Origin of the sequence: Paenibacillus wynnii, assembly GCF_000757885.1 — a bacterium.
In the GTDB taxonomy this organism is placed as follows: domain Bacteria; phylum Bacillota; class Bacilli; order Paenibacillales; family Paenibacillaceae; genus Paenibacillus_AQ; species Paenibacillus_AQ wynnii.
In genome coordinates this window covers 649133-669472 of the sequence record NZ_JQCR01000003.1, presented here as the reverse complement: position 1 = coordinate 669472, position 20340 = coordinate 649133, and the positions used below count along the sequence as shown (strand labels likewise).

Below are 20340 nucleotides of genomic sequence, written 5' to 3'. Positions count from 1 at the left end.
AAAAAGTTTCTACAATTCTCTTAAAAATCGCAAAAAGAAATCGCCCTTTTGGCAAAATGGAGGTACCACCCAACCATTCAAAAGGAGCGATTTCTTTGTACATTCAATATACCATGGACAAACTTTGCTTGCCAATGGATCTGGAAGAAGACTGCCCGGAAAACCACCTCGTTCGTGTCGTTAGCTCAGCCGTCAATCGGTTGGACGACACCATCTTTGACGCTGCCTATCCCGGCGGCGGTCGTGACAGCTACCACCCTAAAATGCTCACCAAAGTCATTATCTACGCTTACACCCAGCGAATTTATTCGTCTCGCCAAATTGCCAAAGCGGTACGGGAGAATATTTGTACAGATCGGGACGGAAAATCAGTTTATTTTAGCCTACAGTGTTCATCAAAGACCTACAGATACACGGTGTCTGGAACCTCATTTTGAGAAGGCGAAACGGACACTGGGAAGACTACCTGGAACGGTCATCGCCGATGCAGGGTATGGAAGCAAAGAAAGTTTTTTAGCTTTTACAGATTTGAAGTGTAAAAGGCTCTCTCATACGTGAAAAATATCTTCTTTTGGGACAGCCCCGACTTCATAAACCATAAGAATTAAGTTCACTCATTTATTTCTGGGATAATCCTTCTATGACTTTATCAATATTCCATTTAATCATCTTAAGGTAAGTGTCCCCTTCTTCACCTTTTTTAGCTAAAGAATCGGTAAATATTTTTGAATAAATCGGTACCCCTGTTTCATTTGAGATGGTATCCATTGTTTTCGGATTAACGCTTGTTTCTAAGAATAAAGCAGGTACATGATTATCATTAATGATTTTAATAATTTTTTTCATTTGTTCCGGCGTTCCTTGGCTATCTGTATTGATCTCCCAGATAAAAGCTGATTTAAATCCATAGGCGTTTGAAAAATATTTGAAAGCCCCCTCGCTTGTAACAAGAATACGTTTCTCTTGTGGGATTTCTTCTACAGCTTTTTTTGCATATTGATCCATTTCCTCAAGCTGTTTAACATATTGAGTTTGATTTTTTAGATAAAACTCTCTGTTGTCCGGATCTTTTTCAATTACACGCTGTGTGATAATATCTACATATTTAATTGAATTCTGAATATCCAGCCAAGCATGGGGATCTTCCTGAGTTTCTTTCCCTTTATCGCTTAAATAGATGGGTGTTACTTCTTCTGAAACAGCAAATGCAACATCTTTTTTATTGGTCACTTCGAGAAGGTCCTGAAACCATCCCTTACCCGTTTCAAGGTTCAATCCGTTATAGAAAACTAAATCTGCGCCTGATACTTTTTTTGTATCCGAGGGTAACGGATCATACATATGAGGGTCCGTTCCGATGGGCACCATACTGTATACTTCAGCTTTATCCCCTACAATATTTTCTGTCATATCAGCGATAATGGAGTACGTTGCAACAATTTTCAACTTATCATTATCGGCTTCCTTTTCACCAACATTTGAACACGCGGCTAGTAGCAACATAAACATTGTCAAAGATAATATTTTTATTTTCTTCATCACTATTTCAGCCCTTTCCTTAGAAAATTATTTTTAGGTGAGAGTATAAATGAGATACTAAACATGCTTACTCCTACCAAGACGATCGTAGCACTTGTCGGCAAATTAAACCTAAAGCTCACAAACACCCCTACTATTCCTGAAAGAGCACCAACCGCCGAGGCTAAATAAATCATGTGGGATAATTTATTCGTCCACAAATAGGATGTGGCTGCCGGAATAACCAGCATTGCGATCACAAGTACAATCCCTACCTGAGACAATGAAGATACGGTGACCACAGATAGAAGCATCATCAATAGATAATGATAGAAACCCGTTCTTAAACCATATGCCTTTGAGACAATCGGATCAAACGAACTGATTAATAGTTCCTTGTATAACAATATAATTATCACGATAACAACAATCATAATCATAAACGATCTCGTTAACTCAGACTGTGGGATGGCTAGAATGTTACCAAACAAAATATGTGTTAGATCAAGTCCGCTTTTGGCATAGGTGATCAGGACAATGCCAAGTGCAAAAAATGAGCTGAGAATAATTCCGATGGAGGTATCGCTTTTAATATTGCTGCGGCTTGTTATAAATTGAATGAGAATTGCGGCTAAAAGACCAAACAGTGAGGCTCCCAGAAGGATATTAATCCCTAAGATATAAGATAACGCCACACCAGGCAGTACAGCGTGAGATAAGGCATCTCCCATCAACGACATCTTTCTTAGTACAATAAAACTTCCTAACGCTCCTGAAACGATGCCAAGAATGATGGCAGATATTCCGGCATTTAGCGCATAGACTGGAATGTTCAGCAAGGCAGATAAAAAATCAATCATTATCCCCCCCTCCCATCCCTTTGATAATCACATTTCCTAAGGAGGACCCATAGGCACGGCGAATATTCTCAGTTGTAAAAGTGTCTTTAACATCACCAAAAGCAATCATTTTTTTATTGAGGATAATTATTTTGTCAAAATATTCCTCGACCTCATGCAAATCATGATGAACGACTAGTATCGTTTTCCCTTCTTCGCGAAGTTGCTTCAGCAGATCTACTATAATTTTCTCACTGACCAGATCAATGCCGACAAAAGGTTCATCCAAGAAAAATACATGGGCTTGTTGTGCTAGTGCCCTGGCAATGAAGACCCTTTGAAGCTGTCCCCCGGATAAATTACTGATTTGTTTATTGGCAAGGTCACTTATATCCACCATTGCCATACAATGCTCGACCCTTTCCCGCTCTTTTTTTCCGGGACGCTGGAAAAGTCTCAAGTTTGGGTACGTTCCAGTCAGCACTGTATCTTTCACTGTTATTGGAAAAGAAAGGTCAATATCATTTTTTTGAGGTACATATGCAATCTTCCGTTTAAACTCAGAAATACTTCTTCCCTCGACCATAATCGTTCCGGTTCTTTTTTTTATGACTTCTAACAACGCCTTAATGAGAGTAGATTTACCAGCACCGTTCGGCCCAATAATACCAACGATATGTCCAAAGGGTATTTCTATACTTACATCTTCCAGTGCAGAATTACCGAAATAATCAACATTTAAGTCTTTAATCTCGATCATAACAAAACTCCTTATCTCCTATGAGTTCTTATATAGCTTTACTTTCATCGACTCCTTTTGTTTACCCCAAGAAACAATGATGTAATCATACATAAATGTTTCCTAAGGGAAACATTTATTCTTAGAATCAATATATTTAAATTTAGGCAAAGTGTCAATAATAATTTAATTTTTTTGATTTTTAGGCAGAGAAGTTGATGCAAAACGGTCTTTCGTAGAATCCACAGGCATTTATCGCTCACTCTCCAAATATAAGAAACGGCAGGAACGCCGTTGGGCACTTCGCAGCTTTTTCGCTAAAATGAGATAATTGGCCACTACATACTTAAGTGAAAACCTTGTACACATTAAAAGTTAAAAAAGCAGGCAGCCTCCGGTTTATAGGAGGCTGCCTGCTTTTTATTAATGCACTTTTATTACATATTCAATTCATTTGAAGAAGGCTCGGTTGGTTTAACTCTGAAAGGCCACCAATTCCCCCGTCCAAAGATCCGTACCATAACCGGTACAAAGAATGGTAGGAAGATCAAAGCATACAAGGCCAATCCTACGAGTACCACAGTTGCAATCTGCATCATCGACAATACTCCTGAAGGATACATGGAAGCGAACGTGCCACCGAGAATAACTACAGCTGACAGTATCACTGTACCCATATTCCGCATCGCATGAAGTATAGCTTCGCGCACATCCCAAGTTTTGTTCTCGTTAAAGCGTGCCATGAGGAAGATACTGTAGTCTACTCCAAGCGCTACTAACATTACAAAACTGAAGAATGGCGTAGTCCATGTAATCCCTGAATAGCCCAGCAGATTAACAAATATAGCCTCTGTTACTCCCAAAGCTGTAAAATAGGTGATCACCAGTGAAACAATAAGGTAAATAGGCATAACTATGGAACGGAGTAGCAGAACCAAGATAATAAAGATCCCGCCTAACATCAATATAACGGTACGTGTGTAATCTTCATTGGATATTTTTTGAAGATCGCTGTAAGTACTTGTAACCCCGCTAATGGCTGTTTCAGCATTTTCCAGCTTGGTCCCGATAACCGCACGGTCCACTGCTGCCTGAATATCTCCAACGCTATCGATCGCTTCTGAACTGTATGGGTTTTGTGAGAACACTACATCCATAGTCATAACCTTGCGGTCACCAGACAAATAGTTGTCAAAAACCGTCTGAATCCCTCCCGTCTTAAGTGCCTCGGCAGGTACAAAGAATCCGCTCAACTCATCATTCTTAGCAGCCTGAATCTGGCTTAGGTAGTCTTGTGCGGAATCCAGACCGCCTGTAATTTGCTTCAAACCATCTGCACTGTCGCTTAGTCCTGCGGTCAGCTCTCCGATTTGCCCTGTCAGTTGGCCAAAACCGTCTACAAGCTGCTGTTGTCCACCTTGAAGTTGATCCAACCCTCCAGAAAGGGTAGGAATTTGATCAACAATTTGTCCTTGGCCGGCTGCTGCCTGATTAAGACCTGATTGCAGCTGACCTATTCCTGCAACCAGCTTCTCCAAGCCTTGAGCCAGAGCGGTTTGACCAGCTGCAGCTTTCGCATAACCTGTATTAGCCTCATTCAAACCTGAAGCTGCGCCTTTTAATTGACCTGATACTTGATCCAGGCCTGCCGCAAGCTTGGAGGCTCCTGTACCGCTCTCGGTCACAGTCCCTTTTATCGTCTGGTAGTTAACATCCTGCAGAAGATCAGGATAGCTGGTTTCCAGTCCGGTAAAGGACGTACCTAATCCGGTAAGCGCCGTCGCTACACCTTGAAGCTGATCCTTAAGCTGACCTAGCCCTCCATTTAATGCAGTCAATCCACCGCCAATTTTTGTGTAGCCTGCCAGAAGTGCCTCATTGGCATCTGCTAACTTCTGAGCACTTGCTGCTGCCTGCTGCAGTCCAGCTTTGATCTCTCCTGCCCCGGTGGAGCCGCTCTTTATGCCGCTCTCAATACGGGATAGTCCATCACCCAAAGCAACTATGCCGTCTTTGAGATCTGATGTGCCTTTTGTGAGCTTAGCGCTGCCGGCAACCGCCTCATTAAGCTTCGGCGCATTATCACTAAGCTGCTTGCTCGCCAATGACAAGCCCGTCTGAATCTGAGTCAATCCCTCATTGGTTTGAACCAGTCCATCCGATAGAGTTCCCACCTGCGTCGGAATTAGAAAATCATTAATTTGCTCTCCAGCTGGGCGTGACATACTACGTACGGATTTAACTCCCTCTACCTTTTCCAGCTCACGGCTGATTTTCTCAGCCAAGCCCATATATTCTGAGGTATCCATTCGATCATCATTTTTGATTACAATCTTGCCCGGCATGGATTCACCCGGTCCGAAGCTCTCGGAGATGATGTTAAAGCCTTTAACCGAAGCATAGTCTGAACCAATCTCATCCATGCTGTTGAAGGAAAGCTTTCCGTCATACGTAGCCAGAAAGGGAATAACAACCGCCGCAACAATCAGCATGGCTGCCCAAGGTCTTTTTAAGGAAAAAGAACCTGCTGTGCCCCATATCCGACTCTCACTATGCTCAAGCTTGCCGCGTGACGGCCAGAACATTGTTTTGCCCAATACAGCCATGAAGAAAGGCACAACGGTAACTAAAGCCAACAGCATCACAGCTATCCCTACTGCAACTGCCACCGCTGAACGATAAAGAACGAATTTAGACATTCCAATGGCCACGAAACCGACGAATACGGCCAGCCCTGAATAAAAGACCGTTCCCCCTGCCTTACGGTAGGTTGCGATAATGGCACTCTTGGTATCTTCAGAGCTGGCAAGCTCTTCTTTAAATCGGCTGATCAAGAGAATACAATAATCGGTCCCGATCCCAAACATAACTGCCACCATAAAGATTTGCGTAAAGGTCGATAAAGGAAAAGAGTACAAATCAACCAAAAAGGCCACAATCGATTGAGCTACAATGTAGCTAAGCCCAACGGTCAGCAGCGGCACAAACGGTGCCACAAACGAACGGAACACTACAAACAGGATAAGTAGAATAAATACAACTGTAATGTATTCGGATTTCTTCAAACCCGCTTCCGAGCTGGCAATCGTATCCTCGGTAATTAGCCCTTCACTGGTCAGGTAATGATCAGCATCAACATCTGACAGTAAGGCATCTACTTTAGCAGGAAGCTCTTTAACTGCCTCCTCACCACCCATAACGGACAACGCCACCATAAGGGTCTTGCCGTCTTTGGCAACTAAAGTTTCTTTCAGCTCCGGTTGCGTGAACGGGTCAACAATGGAATTAAGCTGCAGGGCTTCTTTGTTCGCGAGCAGCTTCTCAACACCCTGCTTAACGGTCTCTGTTTCTTCAGCACCAATGCCCTTAGGATTATTGAATACCAACGCCACCTGATGCAGCGTTTCCCCGCCTTTGGCTTCTGATACTTCCTTCATAATCTCAGCAGCCCTCGATGAGGTGTATCCGGCCGGAACCGAGATTTGTCCCTTCTCACGAACGAGATCCGATATCGCCGGGGCCGTCATAAATAAAACTACTGCTGCTGCGAGCCAAATCAGAATAACGGCCCATCTTGCTTTTAAAATGGTCTTCAATTGTTTTTCCCTCCTGATTCCTGCATTAGACTTCCCAACTTCTCAAACATCTTTATGAACATCTCAATATCACTTTCCTCAAAATGGAACAAGTACGGAGAAACGATTTCTTGAACCTGCTTCTCCGCAGCATCAAATATGCTTTTTCCATCCTCCGTCATCGACAGGTATACCTGGCGGCGGTCATTCTCATCCCGGGTGCGTTCAATCATACCTGCTTCCACTAACCGATTGGTCATCGCTGTGATCGAACTTTTACCCACGGCAAAAGCTTCTGCTAAATGAGTTGAGGTACACAGTTCCTGACCTTGGATCAGCCTTAAAATGAGATACTGGTCGCTGGTCAGTTCTTCCGAAATGCTGTCTCTGATCTGGGCATTAATCCGCCTTGTCACGACGAGGTAGGCATCCATGTAGCGATTGATCCAATGTTGAGCTTCTTTATTCAATGGTTCGACCTCCGCTAATAGTTCAACTATGAAATAGTTTCATTGTAAAACTATATTGCCTCCGCCTAAAAAAGTCAAATAAAAAAAGAGCTCCCCTGCAGTAAAAAATCACTGTAAGGAAACCCTATTCTAAAAATCAAACATTATTCCATATCTTCGGCCTCTTCCGTTTCATACACACAGCGGAACATTTCAATTCCCGCACCATTGACACCCAGACTATATACCATAAACCCTAAGCTGCGGTAAAAGTTAGCCGCCACTTCGTCCTCTGTTTCTGCCATTAGATAACGGGGTTCGCGTGAGGTCAGCAGCTCCAAAATCATGCCACGTGCATAGCCCTTGCCTCTATTTTCCGGGAGGACGGCCATATGTTTCACTTCTAGTGAACCATCCTCCGTTTCTTCGAATCCTACAAGGCCTAGCAATAATTGCTCCTCTTCCCAACCGAATAATTGGAGCGCCGCTTGTTCGCTATATTCGGACGAGGTATGTTGAAGGGCATCAGGCTCATCAATCACAGCATAACTAAGTAGCTCATTCACCTCAGGGGTGCCAATAAGGTGCTTTATGTCTCTTAACATGTATGTAAATCCTCCTACACTTCTGAATTCATCTTGGAAAACCGGAGTATACGATACCCTGCCCAAACGCCAACCATATTCAACAGCAGATCGTCGACATCAAAGCTGCCTACATGAAGCAGCATTTGCATCATTTCCAATATGAGAATGATAAATATCGCATACAGCGTGAGTCTTGTCAAAGAGTATAATCGATTCCGAATTAACGGGAGCATAAATCCAAAAGGAATGAACACTACTATATTCCCAATTAAGTTTATAATCCGGTCGGTTAGAGCTACTCCGTTGTCAAGATTAAGGAAGAGGAGCACTGTACGCAAAGGCACAAGATTATACTTCAAGATACCCCCAGTATGAATCTCTCTCCCAAAACCGATAAACATCCAATAGATAACTGCAGCACTATAAAAGATAAACGCTGGTCCTATTAATCTTCGAAGCCACTTTATGCTACTCCTTTGAACTGGCACTACTGACTTTTCCCGTTCTCCCCGAAAAATCAAATACTCCGTACGCCTTCAATAATTTCAATACTTCCATCGTTCTTGCCAATGATAGCTAAATCTGCGATTCCAATAAACAATCCGTGCTCCACAACTCCAGGAATACCCTGTAGTTTAAGTGCTAGATCGGAGGCGGAGTCGATAGCCACAAAGTGGCAGTCTGCTATGTAATTTCCGTTATCCGTCTTATACAACTCGTCTCCGTTCTTACGAAGCACAGGCTCACAGCCCAGCGTGGCAAGCTCTGCAACGGTCCATTCCCTGGCAAAAGGAACAATCTCCACGGGAAGCGGGAATTTCCCAAGTGTGGCTACGGATTTGCTCTCATCAGCAACAACGATCATCCGTGTGCTATTACTGGCTACGATCTTCTCACGAAGCAGCGCACCGCCGCCGCCCTTGATTAACTGCAGCTTACTATCCAGCTCGTCCGCTCCATCAATCGTCAAATCCAGACTGTCAATATCTCCGAAGGCCACTAGAGGGATTCCGAGCTCTCGTGCTTGATCCTCAGAGGCTTGGGATGTTGCGACTGCGGTAATTTTCAACCCTTCACTGACACGTTCCCCGAGTTTGCGGATGGCCCAGTAAGCAGTAGACCCCGTACCCAGACCCACCTTCATTCCATCCTGCACATACTCTACTGCTTTTTCTGCTGCCAGCTGCTTAACATTGATACTCATTTAAATACCCCCATGTTATCCGTTATAATGATCTATATTGAAATTGTAATAAACCCAAGAATAGGAGGATTTCAGATGAGAACCGAAAACCAGATTCAATCTAAAATCAATGAACTTACACTTCAGCGCAGAGCACTGGAATCACGTCTGGCGCCATTAGAAGAAAACAGTCCGCAGCAGGATAACCTTAAAGCCCAGCTCACCCGTCTCGAAGACATGCTGATGATGTTGGAATGGGTGCTAAATGCGCCTGTGGGTAGATATCATGCTTAATTGTGATGCCCAACCTTCTTACAGAACTTTCCCGTAACAGAGACTATCTGGATCTCCCACATAAGGACCGTACAGATCAATAGGCTGGTAGCCGTGCTTGACATAAAGCGCAATGGCTTCCGGCTGTTTGATCCCTGTCTCCAGTCTAATCTCCCTATAACCTGAAACCACAGCCTTCTCTTCGAGGAACAGAAGCATATTCGTAGCTATTCCCATCTTGCGGGAGTTGGGGTCGACATAGAAACGTTTCAGTTCCATTGCCGGGGTCATTAATTGCAAATCATCCAATGGCCGCAGTCCCCCGCATCCCACCGGCTTCTCATTTAAATATCCAACCACAAAAATCATTTCCCTTACCTTCGGGTCTTCAAAGTCAACGCCATAGATATTCTCGTGGGGATATCGTTGTTTCAGATCTAAGTCCAAATGCTCAATAAGCGCCCTTAAATCAGGATGATCTGATTGGACTACAATAAAGTTCACATCAGTTACCGGTATCACTACCTTCCCCCTCCAAAGCCATTGTTATTACGTTCTATTTATGATCATTATAAAGGTTAAGCTGTTCTTCATACAATTCTGCATTTTCATTATCATAACAAATAAAGTCTATTCTTCGAAACGACATGTCACTTGACGGATGCCCTTTAATATATTCGATCACGGTTTCAATGGCTGTCTTGCCGGCTAAAGCCTTGGGAAATCGATATATGCCCGTACTAATATTAGGAAAGGCAATGCTTTGTGCTTCTTGGGCATAAGCAAGTTCCAGACTGCTGCGATAGCATTTGGATAAAATAGCTGCCTCTCCACCGCTCCCGCCCTTCCAAATGGGGCCAACGGTATGAATAATGTAACGAGCGGGGAGTTTCCCAGCATTTGTTAATGCTGCTTCACCGGGTAGACATCCTCCCTGCTTCTGACGAATCATCGCGCATTCCTCAGCAATTTGCGGACCGCCGGCCCGGTGAATCGCTCCATCCACCCCACCGCCTCCGAACAAACCCGAGTTAGAAGCGTTAACAATAACATCCCCTTGCCATTTCGTAATATCGCCTTTGGTTGAAGTTATCACCACATTGTTAACGTTGATTTGCAAGATAGGCTACCTCCTTAGCAGCTTTCTCTAAGTTGACGATCAACTCCATCTCATCGTTACCCCGGACTTTATCTATAAAAGCTTCATACTGTATCAGGACACCCCTGACAGCAGCTTGTCTGATATGGTTAAGTATCCAGCTCTGTCCATCCGCCAGTATCATTTCGCCTTTTCCCTCTGTGACCCTGCAAAGAGTAAGAGTACCCTCATCGGATTCAGCAGACAGGGTTGCGTGTCCATCGGCCCTAACCGTCAGTTGAAACAGCGCAACGGCTTCTAACTTTAAGTCCAAGTCTGCTGCAGTGCTATTATATACGGAATAGGTTAATGAGGTTCTGCGTGGGGCATCGGCGGATTCCCCACGGCTGATGATCAATTTACTATTCATATAGGTTAATATTCCGCCTGCTGTTAACAATAAGAATACAACAGTAAATAAAATGTATAACATCCGTCAGCCACCATCCCGGTTCTCTTGAGAAACTAATTACATCGATTAATATATTATCATCAATACCCCGATTTAGCAGTCCCAAATCTAATTAGAACAATCTAATTGTACAATATAAAAGCCACCAGAATCTATAAAGTTATTTTGAAATATTCAGATTAACAGTTGAAACTTTGCTGGACATGACTCATAATGGATTTTAGAACGCTGCTTGTCAATCCATATGGAATTCAAGGGAGGATAACCGGAAATGAAATTTTTCTTGGACACCGGAAATATTGAGGAAATCAAACGTATTACCCGCCTGGGATTAGTGGATGGCGTGACGACGAACCCGTCGTTGATCGCTAAAGAAGGCAGACTTTTTAAAGATGTAATCAAAGAGATCGTTGCGATTGTACCCGGACCTGTAAGTGCTGAAGTTATTGGTCTGAAAGCGGCAGATATGCTTAAAGAAGCTTATGAAATCGCGGAGTGGGCACCGAATGTTGTTATTAAACTGCCTATGACAGAAGACGGCTTGGAAGCTTGTTATGAGCTCACCAAGAAGGGTATCAAGACGAATGTGACATTGGTATTCTCCGCAGCTCAAGGTCTTATGGCCGCCAAAGCGGGAGCTACCTACATCAGTCCTTTTGTTGGCCGTCTGGATGATATTGGTGTTGACGGTATGAAGTTGATCAAGGATTTGAAGACCATCCTGACCAACTACGGCATGACTTCAGAAATCATTGCTGCAAGTATCCGCAACATTGCCCATGTAGAGCAAGCCGCTATTGCTGGAGCACATATTGCTACCATCCCGGGCTCACTCTTACCTTCCCTTTGGAAACATCCGCTTACCGATAACGGTATCGAACGTTTCTTGAAGGATTGGGAATCGGTTCCTCAAGCTTAACTATAAATAATTTAGTAATAGAACAAACAGGCTGTCTCTCAAGTAGATTTTTCTACTGGGAGACAGCCTGCTTTAATTATTAGGCCAACCTAAGATTACAGTACGTTGAACCCCGCCAACGCGGAATGGCTAACGGTATGTGGCTGTTCATGCTCGAAGATCACACAGATCTGCTATTGCAGTATCTAATGATCAGCGTACACGCTGACGCCGAATATGGCGTATATTCCGCCCTGATTTATCCATATGCCTACCACTCGTCTTTCCAGTTTTATCTTTACTTGGTGTAACGGCGAACAAAGTTAGTAAAACGCCAACGACTCCCACAGCAGCTAAGCTGCCAAACAACACCCAATGACCTCTTGGCATTAGAAGAGAAACCACAGGCGGGCCCACCGCCACTCCGATAAAACGCATACTGCTATATAAAGAGGTTATAGTCCCGCGGTTATTCTTTTCAATACCCTCCGTAATCAGTGCATCCATGCAAGGCAACGCCACCCCAATTCCGATCCCTACCAAACTTAGAAAGCTTAATAAAAAGATAATCCCTTTCCCGAACCCGGCAACAATCATAGCTGCTGTAAGCAACACCATACCGGCAAAACCAAGCCACTTCATCAACCTTTTGTTCTGCCCAATGATCTTCCCGCCGCCGTAAGAGGATAGACAAAGGAGTGTAAGAGGAATGGCGAGTACAAAACCTTTTGTAGTCCCATGCAGGTTATATTTCGTTTCCAATGTCTCTGATAAATAAAACAAAACACCGAAAATTAGGAACATGCAGATACCGCCTATAGCAAAAATAGCATACAACCAACGACCTTTTTTATGCAAAACACCTTTGATTTCAGACAGGAATTGTCGGATGTTAGGCTTCTCGGCATCTTCATCTTTCTCCGGTTTTCTAACCAGAAATAATACCAACAGAAAGGATAATAAACAGAGGATCGGAATCGCAATAAATGGCGCATACCACAACAGTGTCCCGAGATATGCCCCTAGAATCGGACTTAGAACTTTACCGAAAGTATTGGAGGTCTCAATAATTCCTAAGCTTTTGCTAATTTCCTTCTCATCATTGAACAAATCACCTACAAAGGGGATCACAATAGGAAAAGCACCTGCGGCCCCGATTCCCTGCAAAAAACGACCTGCCAGAATGACCCAGTAGGCGGTGAGCCCGTCCATAAACCAAGCTGCCGCTACGCAGATAGCTCCACCTGCCCCGGCAAGAATTAAGCTCGGCAAAATTACTACTTTCCGCCCATAACGGTCAGAGAGAAAGCCGGCAATTGGAATCAGTATGATAGCCACCAACCCAAAAACAGTAATCAGCATACTGACTTGAAACGCTGATATACCCAGTTCTTTAGATATTTGCGGCAAAATAGGGATAAGCATGGAGTTCCCCAGGGTCATAATTAGCGGTATGGAGGCTAATGCAACCAGATCCCATTTTTTATCCTTCATGATTCTGACCACCTTTGTCGTTGTTCGCAGTAGTCATTATTGTGGTTTAAATCCCCCCCTTTATTCATGAATATAAAAAACCACCCTCGTATTAAACGGAAGGTGGTTAGCGATTGAATTAAGTTCTATTAGACTTGCAGGGATTCGGCAATTAAGGATTGAGCCTTGGGAACCGGTAAAAAGCGGCTTGCTTCACCCAAGCTATATATATGAAGTAAATGCATCGCTCGTGTGCAAGCGGTATAGAATAATTTCCGTTCACTCTCCCGGCTATACCTTTGATCCGATCCGTCATAGATAATGACAGCATCAAATTCAACGCCTTTAGCCAAATAAGCCGGCAGCACAAGCGTACCCTTTTGAAAATTAGGGGTCTCTTTCGTAACGAGTCTCACCTTAAGATTTCCTTCTAATTGGGTACAGACCTGTTCGCTTTCCTCAGCTGTTTTACAGATAACGGCTACATAATGGAAACCACGCGAGTGGAGTTCTCGAATATCAGCTTCTACCGCACGGAGCAGATCCTGTTCAGTGGACATCACACTAATCAGCGGTTCTTCGCCTCGGCGATTAAACGGAACGATCCGTTCCCCTCCGGGAATCATAGCCCGTGTAAATTCAACAATCTCATAAGTAGAGCGGTAGCTTCGGGTCAGCGAGATTACTTCTGTATTCTCTTCTCCATACACACTGACTAAACTAGACAGATCCCCAAGTACTTCACCCTGCGCGTAGATCGCTTGGTTAAGATCCCCGAGTACAGTCATTTTGGCCCGAGGAAACAGTCTGCGCATGAACTCAAGCTGAAACGGTGAATAATCCTGAACCTCATCAACGATAACATGACGAATTAATGTATTGGTCCGGAAGCCTTGACTGAGCTCCTTTAAGTATAGGAAAGGTGTAGCATCTTCATAGGAAAGCTCATTCGCATGAATAGAGCTCAAGGTTTGTGTACATATATTATCCCAATCAAGGGGAAGTTCTTGATCACCATTTAGATGTTCAAAGAGTTCAAGATTCGTGAATAATGAGCTGTACAGACCTTTTACATCTACAAAACGGCCTCGTTTGACCCATCTTCTTAACGGTTTCAGACGCTGGCTGACAATATAACGACCCAGAAGCTCTTTTTCCGTATCATAATCATTGAACGTTTCTCCCTTCCCTCGCTTTTTCCGCAGCATCATTTGATAAGCCCGATGATATTCATCCGAATCCAGCATCTCAATTTGATCTTCTACCCAGGTTGCACTGCGTTCCTCATGTCCAAAGTCGGAGATTTGCTTCAGCAGCCAGCCTGTCATTAGTTCAATTCGGTTAGCCAGCTTAATGGTGGGATCAAAGCCGTAGAACTTCTTCAGCATATCCTCCTTGCTAACAACAATACGTCCCTGAAATACGACAGGCTTAAACTGCATACCTTCACGCTCTAACAGGAAGACATACCTGCGGATAACATCCAGGAAGGATACAGAAGATTTGTAGGTTATTCCTGCTCTTCGAATACTTGCTGTTGGTACATCAGGAGCATTCAAGAGACTTTCTGTCTGCGTAAAAACATCCTCCAGCTGGAATTCCTGACCTAATCGGTGCTCTAGATACATCTGAAAGGTGGTCTGCTGCATATTTTCTTCACCTAGCTCAGGCAGAACTGTTGAGACATAGCTGTTAAAGAGAGGATTTGGTGAAAATAAAAGCATTTGATCCGCCTGCAGGACTTCACGGTATTTATATAGCAGGTATGCCACCCTTTGGAGTGCGGCAGATGTCTTACCGCTACCTGCTGCCCCTTGAACAACTAGCATTCGACTTTTATCATTTCGGATAATGGCGTTTTGTTCCTTCTGTATAGTAGCTACAATGCTTTTCATACGGTCATCCGCACTATGACTCAGAACCTGCTGCAGCAGCTCATCCCCAATCGTCACACCTGTATCAAACATAACATCTATTTTACCTTCATCAATTACGAATTGTCGTTTGAGATCCATAGTACCCGATACTATGCCGCTCGGTGTATCATAGGCAGCTGGCCCAGGTGCACCGTCATAATAAAGACTCGAGATAGGCGCTCGCCAATCATAAATCAGGAATGTCCCGTCCTCCTCCATGAGAGAACCGATTCCCAAATAGATCTTTTCTGACTTCCCATCAGGTTTTTCCGTAAAATCTATTCGGCCGAAATACGGGGAGACTACCAGCTTTTTATATTTTTTAAGCGCCTTACTGGATTGTAAATGATGCCGCTCGCGTTCGGACAGAATCTGCGATTGCTGCCGGAGACTTGTAGAGGTTTCACCCAGATCATCCGGGCTGCTAAAGTTCACGGTAACCTCTTCCCAGAAATCTTTACGCATTTCTACTACATCGGTACGGTGGAGCCCTAGTTCTTCAGATAATACGCGAATACGGCTGGATAAAAGGTTAGTAACCCCACTGACTCTCTCTTGTTCTTCTTTCCATTGACTTTCGTTATTCGTCACTATTTTTCATCCCCTTTGAAAGGTTGACTTATAATTGTACCCACGATTAAGCTGTTTATCAAGTAATTCTACATATGTATTACCAATTCGGCCCGTCCTTTATTTGTCCTTCTCCTCAACCATTCGGTTAATTTGATCGGCTACCCGATCCAGCCTTTCCAATTGGTAACCATATTCATACACAGCCGCTGCGACAATAGATAATCGAAGATGACCGGATTTCTCAGTATTGTACCCCAGTATGGCCGACTCGAGAAAACGATCATTATCATCGCCGAGCGAATGGGTATCCGTGGTATTCGGCTTGAGCTTGTCTTCAAATTTCAGTAGGATATGCTCGTGATATTTAATTAATTGTTCCAGATGTCCATCGAAAAGAATATCAATTTGTTCGGTCCGCTCCGCCTGAAAATAATGACGATCAACCGCCTCAAGAACCTCATAACCCTTTTGCAATGTCGCTAATAAATTCTTATACACTACCATCTGTCGCGTTTGACTATACTTAGGACGTCTGAGCTGTTTCTGCTCCTCTTCGAACAGACTGTATTTATCAGCAAGTGATTTAATGGAGCCTTCAAGTGCATTCTTCTCGTCACGAAAGACACTTTCCTTCATCTCATGGGAAACCGCCGTACGCAGCAGTAAAGATAAACTTGTAAAGACATTCTCAATCTGTTGAATATATTGCTCACGGGGTTTGGGCGGGAAGACAATAATATTAATTAAAAAGGCAGATATGATACCGATAAGTGTTAGCAAAAAACGGTTCAGTGCAAATTCCCACTGCCCGGAGGCTTCCATAACAGAAATTACGGTGACAAGCGTAAGTCCTATAGTGTCCCCTCGATTCATCTTCATACTAATCATAATGACCAGTATACACACGAGACCTACTACAACCGGTTCATTAGACAAGAGCATTCCGCCTAAAAGAGCAATGACGGCACCGATGGTACTGGTCTGAATCTGATCCAAAAAATAACGCCAGGAACGATAAATGGAAGGCTGCATCGCAAAAATAGCCGCAATCGCCGCGCCAACTGGAGATGGAAATTGAAGCAGTGCGGATAAGTATAGAGCAAGAGTTACTGCCATTCCCGTTTTAAGTATGCGGGCGCCAAAAGCCAATTTCATCCCTCCGATATTTGATATCTGTCTAAATTTCTATAAAGGTTATTACCCTTGAATGAAGCCTGCGAACTTAATGAAGTTTCTTGTTCAGTCAGCCTGAAATTTCCCATATTGGGAATAATGATATTGCGCAGCCCATAACCCACCAAAGAGGAGGTGTAAGAATGAGTAAGAATATCACAAAGATCCTTGCCTTGGCAACAACAGCAACTCTATTCTGCCTATCTCCATCAACTGGAATCACAGGAAGTGCAGGTGCTGAGAAGGCAACCCCCTCTCCATCACATATTGCTCCGGAATCAAGTCAGCGGCACATGCACCACCATGGAAAAGACGGCAAGGTTCGTGCCGGCAGGCATTTCATTATAGAGGAGACTTCCAGACTGCTGGAAATAGAACCATCCTCCCTTATTGAGAATCTAAAAGCCGGAAAAACACTTTCCCAGCTCGCTTTGGAGAAAAAAGGCTGGACTGAGGATCAGTATGTACAAAAATTAGTAGAGTCCGCAGGTCGGAATATGGATAAAGCCGTAACTGATGGCCGTATTACCGATTTAGAAGCACAGAAGCTTAAGGAACAGCTCCCTACGATTTTAAAGCTTAAAATTAATAATATGGATAAATTTCACGAATAGAATGATTTACAACTTCACACACCTTCCTGAACTCTCAGGAAGGTGTGTTTTGATATCCGCGATATATCTGCAAGAATCCAATAGAAAGCATAAGCCAAGCTCCGCTGGCAGCGTACCCGCCTAATACATCACTGGGATAGTGAACACCGAGATAAACACGGCTCCACCCGATCCCGACGGTGAGGAGTATTGTTCCAGCAATCAATAAACCGCGTCCGGCTTTGGAGTTTATAGAGTGCCATAGCAGATATGCAATAACGACGTACAAAGAAAAGGCCGTCATGGAATGACCGCTTGGAAAGCTATATCCCCCCTGTTTAATTAACTGGTTAATACTAGGTCTTTCCCGATGGAATTGAAGTTTCAGGAACGTATTCAGGATCTGAGACCCAAGAACCACGACCCAAAGAAACAATACAAGCTCCATTCGATGTCTTACTACGATAATGAGCAGCACCATGGTTATTACGGCAATCTCAAGAGCCAATTGCGATGAGCCCACAAATGATAATCCTTTTGCCATAGAGGTTAAAAAAGGCGATTCAGCAGATTGCACATTTTTGATGATGAAGTGATCTAGAGGAGTTATCCAGTTATTCGCCACCAGTACAGCTATTCCTGTAAAAACCAAAGCAAATACAATAAACAGTACAAATCCCCTTAACCCATATTTTGCGAACTTCATAAATTCCTCCCGGTTAGTATTTGGTACTCCACCATCAACCTATTTCCTGAGAGAGTCTTCCCCGTGGTATACTTGCTTAGAAATTAAATCATGGAGATGGAGTGCTGCCAAGTGGAAAGTCTCAAGCTGCAGGAACGTTTGTTGAATCAATTCATATCCACAAAGGTACCGGTAACGATTTTTACAACCAACGGGGTCAAAATGCAGGGCCTTGTAACCTCTTACGATGCCTTTACCATCACACTGCATGGTCAGGGTGACGGGAGACAGAACGTACTGTTCAAATCAGCAGTATCCACTATCGTTCCCTTAAAGCCAGTCTCTCTGAAGTAAGACTAGATCTTATCTATACTCTGCTTCACTTCGTAATTTGATCCATCGATTTCTTAACAATACCAACAAAATGAGAACACCGGATATGAAATCCGGTGTTCTTTTTATGTCTATAGGTTAAACAATGCCGGTTTTACACATACCGGTTTGGATACTTCAGCAGTATTTCCTGTAAAGGTAAGACGACCTGTATCTCTATCCAATGAGAATACAACTAGGTTGTCAGCATCACGGTTGGCAACAATGAGATAACCACCATCCGGTGTTACCGTGAAGTGTCGTGGATGTCCTCCCCGAGTAGATACATGCTCAATGAATGTAAGCTTCGCCGTAGCTGCATCAACACCGTATACAACAATACTGTCCATCCCCCGATTTGACCCATATACAAAACGTCCATCTATAGACAAAGTAATCTCGGCACAAATATTGTCTCCTATAAAACCTTCCGGCAATGTAGATACCGTCATAATAGTATTCAGAAGTCCAGATTCAGGCTCAAAGGTAAAGGATGTAATCGTTGAATCTACTTCATTTATGACATAAGCAGATCTTCCGTCCGGGTGAAAGGTGAAATGACGGGGACCCGCTCCGGGGTGAAGTGCTATATCCCCTTGAAATACCCATGTCCCATTAAGTCGATCAATACTATAACATCGAATGACATCCAGACCCAGATCAGGAACGAATATGAAACGTCCATCCGGACTGAATATCGCAGAGTGAGGATGCGGGCGGTCCTGACGAACAGGATCAGTTCCATGACCTGTATGAACCGCTATATCACACACTCGGCGTGTCTTCCCTTCATCATCCAGTGAGAGCAAACCGACGCTTCCACCATGATAGCTGCATACTACCAGGTACTGACTCTCCACATCTCGGGAGATATGACAGGTTGTCGTCTGACCTTTGCCCCCGGCAGGCATGGTTGCTGAGCGACTCAGTTCACTCAGTTCCCCAGTCTCCGGATGGATCGCGTATGCCGCTACCTCCCCTTCCTTGCCGCCTTCCCCATTGGGCTTTTCTCCAATAGCATATAATCTCAATCCAACGGGATCGACCTCTACAAAGGTCGGGTTGGTAAGTCCTTTTACTTTATGTAGCAGACTCAGTGTCCCTCCGGCTTCTACATTGAATTCAAATACCTGAATACCATTATCGGCCGCATCAGAATAGGAGCCTGTAAAAAGCAGCATTTTTGCATGTTTATTCATTCATTAATTCCTCCTTCAAGAATGCAGACTCATTCCCCGACATCCAGCCGAAGCATCAGCCATTAATATAATTTACAATTTTTTAGCGTCTATGACAAATACAACGCACAAAATGTCATAAAACATTTCAAAAATAAGGCTTCTCAAGCCCAGAGGAATATGTTATGATGAAAGCGCTAACATTAGTCTTTTATTCCGTATAAAGGGGGAACATGAATGAGTAGCATCCTGCTGGAAGCCAAAAATGTATATGAGGACTTCGAGGTGGAAACGGACATTCTGTTCTTTAAGGTCGGAGACCACGACCTAGTCATTTTTCACGGCAGAAACTATAACATTAAAAAGAGAATGTCTGTCGAGCAATTAAATCGTTTACTGTCTCATTCAAGTTTCTATCATGTGAACGGCGGCTGTTATGTCAATTTAAACAAAATCAGCTCCATCGAGGATGACTGCATTTATTTTGGGGAAATGGGCTTGTATGCGAAACAAGTTCGAGTCCCGAGACGGAAACAGGAAAGTATCCGTCATCTCTTAAGAGGACGACTCAGCTCTTAAATTGCTTGTAATTTCCCCGTAATCAAAGGGCCGGAAGAACATGGGTAACCATGTATCTTCCGGCTTTTTGCTTTTCTTAATGAAAACTTAAAAAGAAAAAGTGCTTTTTTATACTTTCTTAAGGTAACATGTAACGTTTTCTGATAAAGTTGTAGAAAGACAGGCAACACCTATATTGAAGGGAGTC

General features: G+C 43.6%; 21 protein-coding genes and 1 pseudogene. 6 read left to right on the top strand and 16 right to left on the bottom strand.

The window, feature by feature from the left end; translation table 11 throughout:
- Positions 1-95: 95 nt before the first annotated feature.
- Positions 96-347 (top strand): annotated as a pseudogene (locus tag PWYN_RS18305) (transposase); the annotation flags it as partial.
- 271 nt (positions 348-618) lie between these two features.
- Here the strand turns inward: PWYN_RS18305 and PWYN_RS18300 are convergent.
- The 8 genes from PWYN_RS18300 to rpiA all read right to left on the bottom strand — a co-directional run bounded on the left by PWYN_RS18300 (position 619) and on the right by rpiA (position 8911).
- Positions 619-1539, bottom strand: a complete 921-nt coding sequence (locus PWYN_RS18300; RefSeq protein ID WP_036654989.1) for a metal ABC transporter substrate-binding protein — start codon at positions 1537-1539, stop codon at positions 619-621.
- Between the two features lie 2 nt (positions 1540-1541).
- A complete protein-coding gene (locus PWYN_RS18295) occupies positions 1542-2375 on the bottom strand; it encodes an iron chelate uptake ABC transporter family permease subunit (RefSeq protein ID WP_420805817.1) in 834 nt (277 codons plus the stop codon).
- Positions 2371-3117 (bottom strand): metal ABC transporter ATP-binding protein, encoded by a 747-nt coding sequence (locus PWYN_RS18290; RefSeq protein WP_036654984.1) that lies wholly within the window; start codon positions 3115-3117, stop codon positions 2371-2373. The genes PWYN_RS18295 and PWYN_RS18290 overlap by 5 nt, the downstream gene beginning before the upstream one ends.
- Positions 3118-3533: 416 nt before the next feature.
- A complete protein-coding gene (locus PWYN_RS18285) occupies positions 3534-6692 on the bottom strand; it encodes an MMPL family transporter (RefSeq protein ID WP_036654982.1) in 3159 nt (1052 codons plus the stop codon).
- Complete coding sequence (locus tag PWYN_RS18280; RefSeq protein ID WP_036654979.1) at positions 6689-7141, bottom strand: MarR family winged helix-turn-helix transcriptional regulator; 453 nt, start codon at positions 7139-7141, stop codon at positions 6689-6691. The genes PWYN_RS18285 and PWYN_RS18280 overlap by 4 nt, the downstream gene beginning before the upstream one ends.
- 143 nt (positions 7142-7284) lie before the next feature.
- A complete protein-coding gene (locus PWYN_RS18275) occupies positions 7285-7725 on the bottom strand; it encodes a GNAT family N-acetyltransferase (protein WP_036654977.1) in 441 nt (146 codons plus the stop codon).
- Between the two features lie 14 nt (positions 7726-7739).
- Positions 7740-8195, bottom strand: coding sequence for a VanZ family protein (locus tag PWYN_RS18270; RefSeq protein ID WP_157261216.1), 456 nt, complete (start codon positions 8193-8195; stop codon positions 7740-7742).
- Between the two features lie 29 nt (positions 8196-8224).
- Entirely contained in the window at positions 8225-8911 is a 687-nt protein-coding gene (gene rpiA, locus PWYN_RS18265) for a ribose-5-phosphate isomerase RpiA (protein ID WP_036654975.1), read from the bottom strand.
- Positions 8912-8986: 75 nt separating this feature from the next.
- Here rpiA and PWYN_RS18260 point away from each other — a divergent pair, with 75 nt between their 5' ends.
- Positions 8987-9184 (top strand): hypothetical protein, encoded by a 198-nt coding sequence (locus PWYN_RS18260; RefSeq protein ID WP_036654973.1) that lies wholly within the window; start codon positions 8987-8989, stop codon positions 9182-9184.
- Between the two features lie 18 nt (positions 9185-9202).
- On the opposite strand, the gene PWYN_RS18255 is transcribed toward PWYN_RS18260, so the two are convergent.
- From PWYN_RS18255 to PWYN_RS18245, 3 genes are read right to left on the bottom strand one after another with little or no spacing between them, the layout of a single operon-like run.
- The gene (locus PWYN_RS18255) at positions 9203-9685 is read right to left on the bottom strand and encodes a GNAT family N-acetyltransferase (protein WP_240479785.1); all 483 of its coding nucleotides are present in this window, start codon (positions 9683-9685) and stop codon (positions 9203-9205) included.
- A 34-nt stretch (positions 9686-9719) separates the two neighbouring features.
- A complete protein-coding gene (locus PWYN_RS18250; protein ID WP_205622806.1) occupies positions 9720-10262 on the bottom strand; it encodes an O-acetyl-ADP-ribose deacetylase in 543 nt (180 codons plus the stop codon).
- 4 nt (positions 10263-10266) lie between these two features.
- The gene (locus tag PWYN_RS18245; protein WP_036654969.1) at positions 10267-10734 is read right to left on the bottom strand and encodes a hypothetical protein; all 468 of its coding nucleotides are present in this window, start codon (positions 10732-10734) and stop codon (positions 10267-10269) included.
- A 250-nt stretch (positions 10735-10984) separates the two neighbouring features.
- Here PWYN_RS18245 and fsa point away from each other — a divergent pair, with 250 nt between their 5' ends.
- Entirely contained in the window at positions 10985-11632 is a 648-nt protein-coding gene (gene fsa, locus PWYN_RS18240; protein ID WP_036654966.1) for a fructose-6-phosphate aldolase, read from the top strand.
- A 192-nt stretch (positions 11633-11824) separates the two neighbouring features.
- Here fsa and PWYN_RS18235 read toward each other — a convergent pair whose 3' ends face one another.
- The 3 genes from PWYN_RS18235 to PWYN_RS18225 all read right to left on the bottom strand — a co-directional run bounded on the left by PWYN_RS18235 (position 11825) and on the right by PWYN_RS18225 (position 16722).
- Complete coding sequence (locus tag PWYN_RS18235) at positions 11825-13105, bottom strand: bacillibactin exporter BcbE (RefSeq protein WP_036654962.1); 1281 nt, start codon at positions 13103-13105, stop codon at positions 11825-11827.
- A 128-nt stretch (positions 13106-13233) separates the two neighbouring features.
- Entirely contained in the window at positions 13234-15591 is a 2358-nt protein-coding gene (gene helD / locus PWYN_RS18230) for an RNA polymerase recycling motor HelD (RefSeq protein WP_036654960.1), read from the bottom strand.
- Between the two features lie 99 nt (positions 15592-15690).
- Positions 15691-16722 (bottom strand): FUSC family protein, encoded by a 1032-nt coding sequence (locus tag PWYN_RS18225; protein ID WP_036654958.1) that lies wholly within the window; start codon positions 16720-16722, stop codon positions 15691-15693.
- A 167-nt stretch (positions 16723-16889) separates the two neighbouring features.
- Here PWYN_RS18225 and PWYN_RS18220 point away from each other — a divergent pair, with 167 nt between their 5' ends.
- Positions 16890-17360, top strand: coding sequence for a hypothetical protein (locus PWYN_RS18220; protein WP_036654955.1), 471 nt, complete (start codon positions 16890-16892; stop codon positions 17358-17360).
- A 34-nt stretch (positions 17361-17394) separates the two neighbouring features.
- On the opposite strand, the gene PWYN_RS18215 is transcribed toward PWYN_RS18220, so the two are convergent.
- Positions 17395-18045, bottom strand: a complete 651-nt coding sequence (locus PWYN_RS18215) for a phosphatase PAP2 family protein (RefSeq protein WP_036654952.1) — start codon at positions 18043-18045, stop codon at positions 17395-17397.
- A gap of 111 nt (positions 18046-18156) precedes the next feature.
- Here PWYN_RS18215 and hfq point away from each other — a divergent pair, with 111 nt between their 5' ends.
- Positions 18157-18378: an RNA chaperone Hfq gene (gene hfq, locus PWYN_RS18210; protein ID WP_157261215.1), complete on the top strand. Its 222-nt coding sequence runs from the start codon at positions 18157-18159 to the stop codon at positions 18376-18378.
- A gap of 110 nt (positions 18379-18488) precedes the next feature.
- Here hfq and PWYN_RS18205 read toward each other — a convergent pair whose 3' ends face one another.
- Positions 18489-19595 (bottom strand): lactonase family protein, encoded by a 1107-nt coding sequence (locus PWYN_RS18205; RefSeq protein ID WP_036654949.1) that lies wholly within the window; start codon positions 19593-19595, stop codon positions 18489-18491.
- Positions 19596-19811: 216 nt separating this feature from the next.
- Between PWYN_RS18205 and PWYN_RS18200 the strand changes: the two genes are divergently transcribed.
- A complete protein-coding gene (locus PWYN_RS18200; RefSeq protein WP_036654947.1) occupies positions 19812-20153 on the top strand; it encodes a LytTR family transcriptional regulator DNA-binding domain-containing protein in 342 nt (113 codons plus the stop codon).
- Positions 20154-20340: the final 187 nt, after the last annotated feature.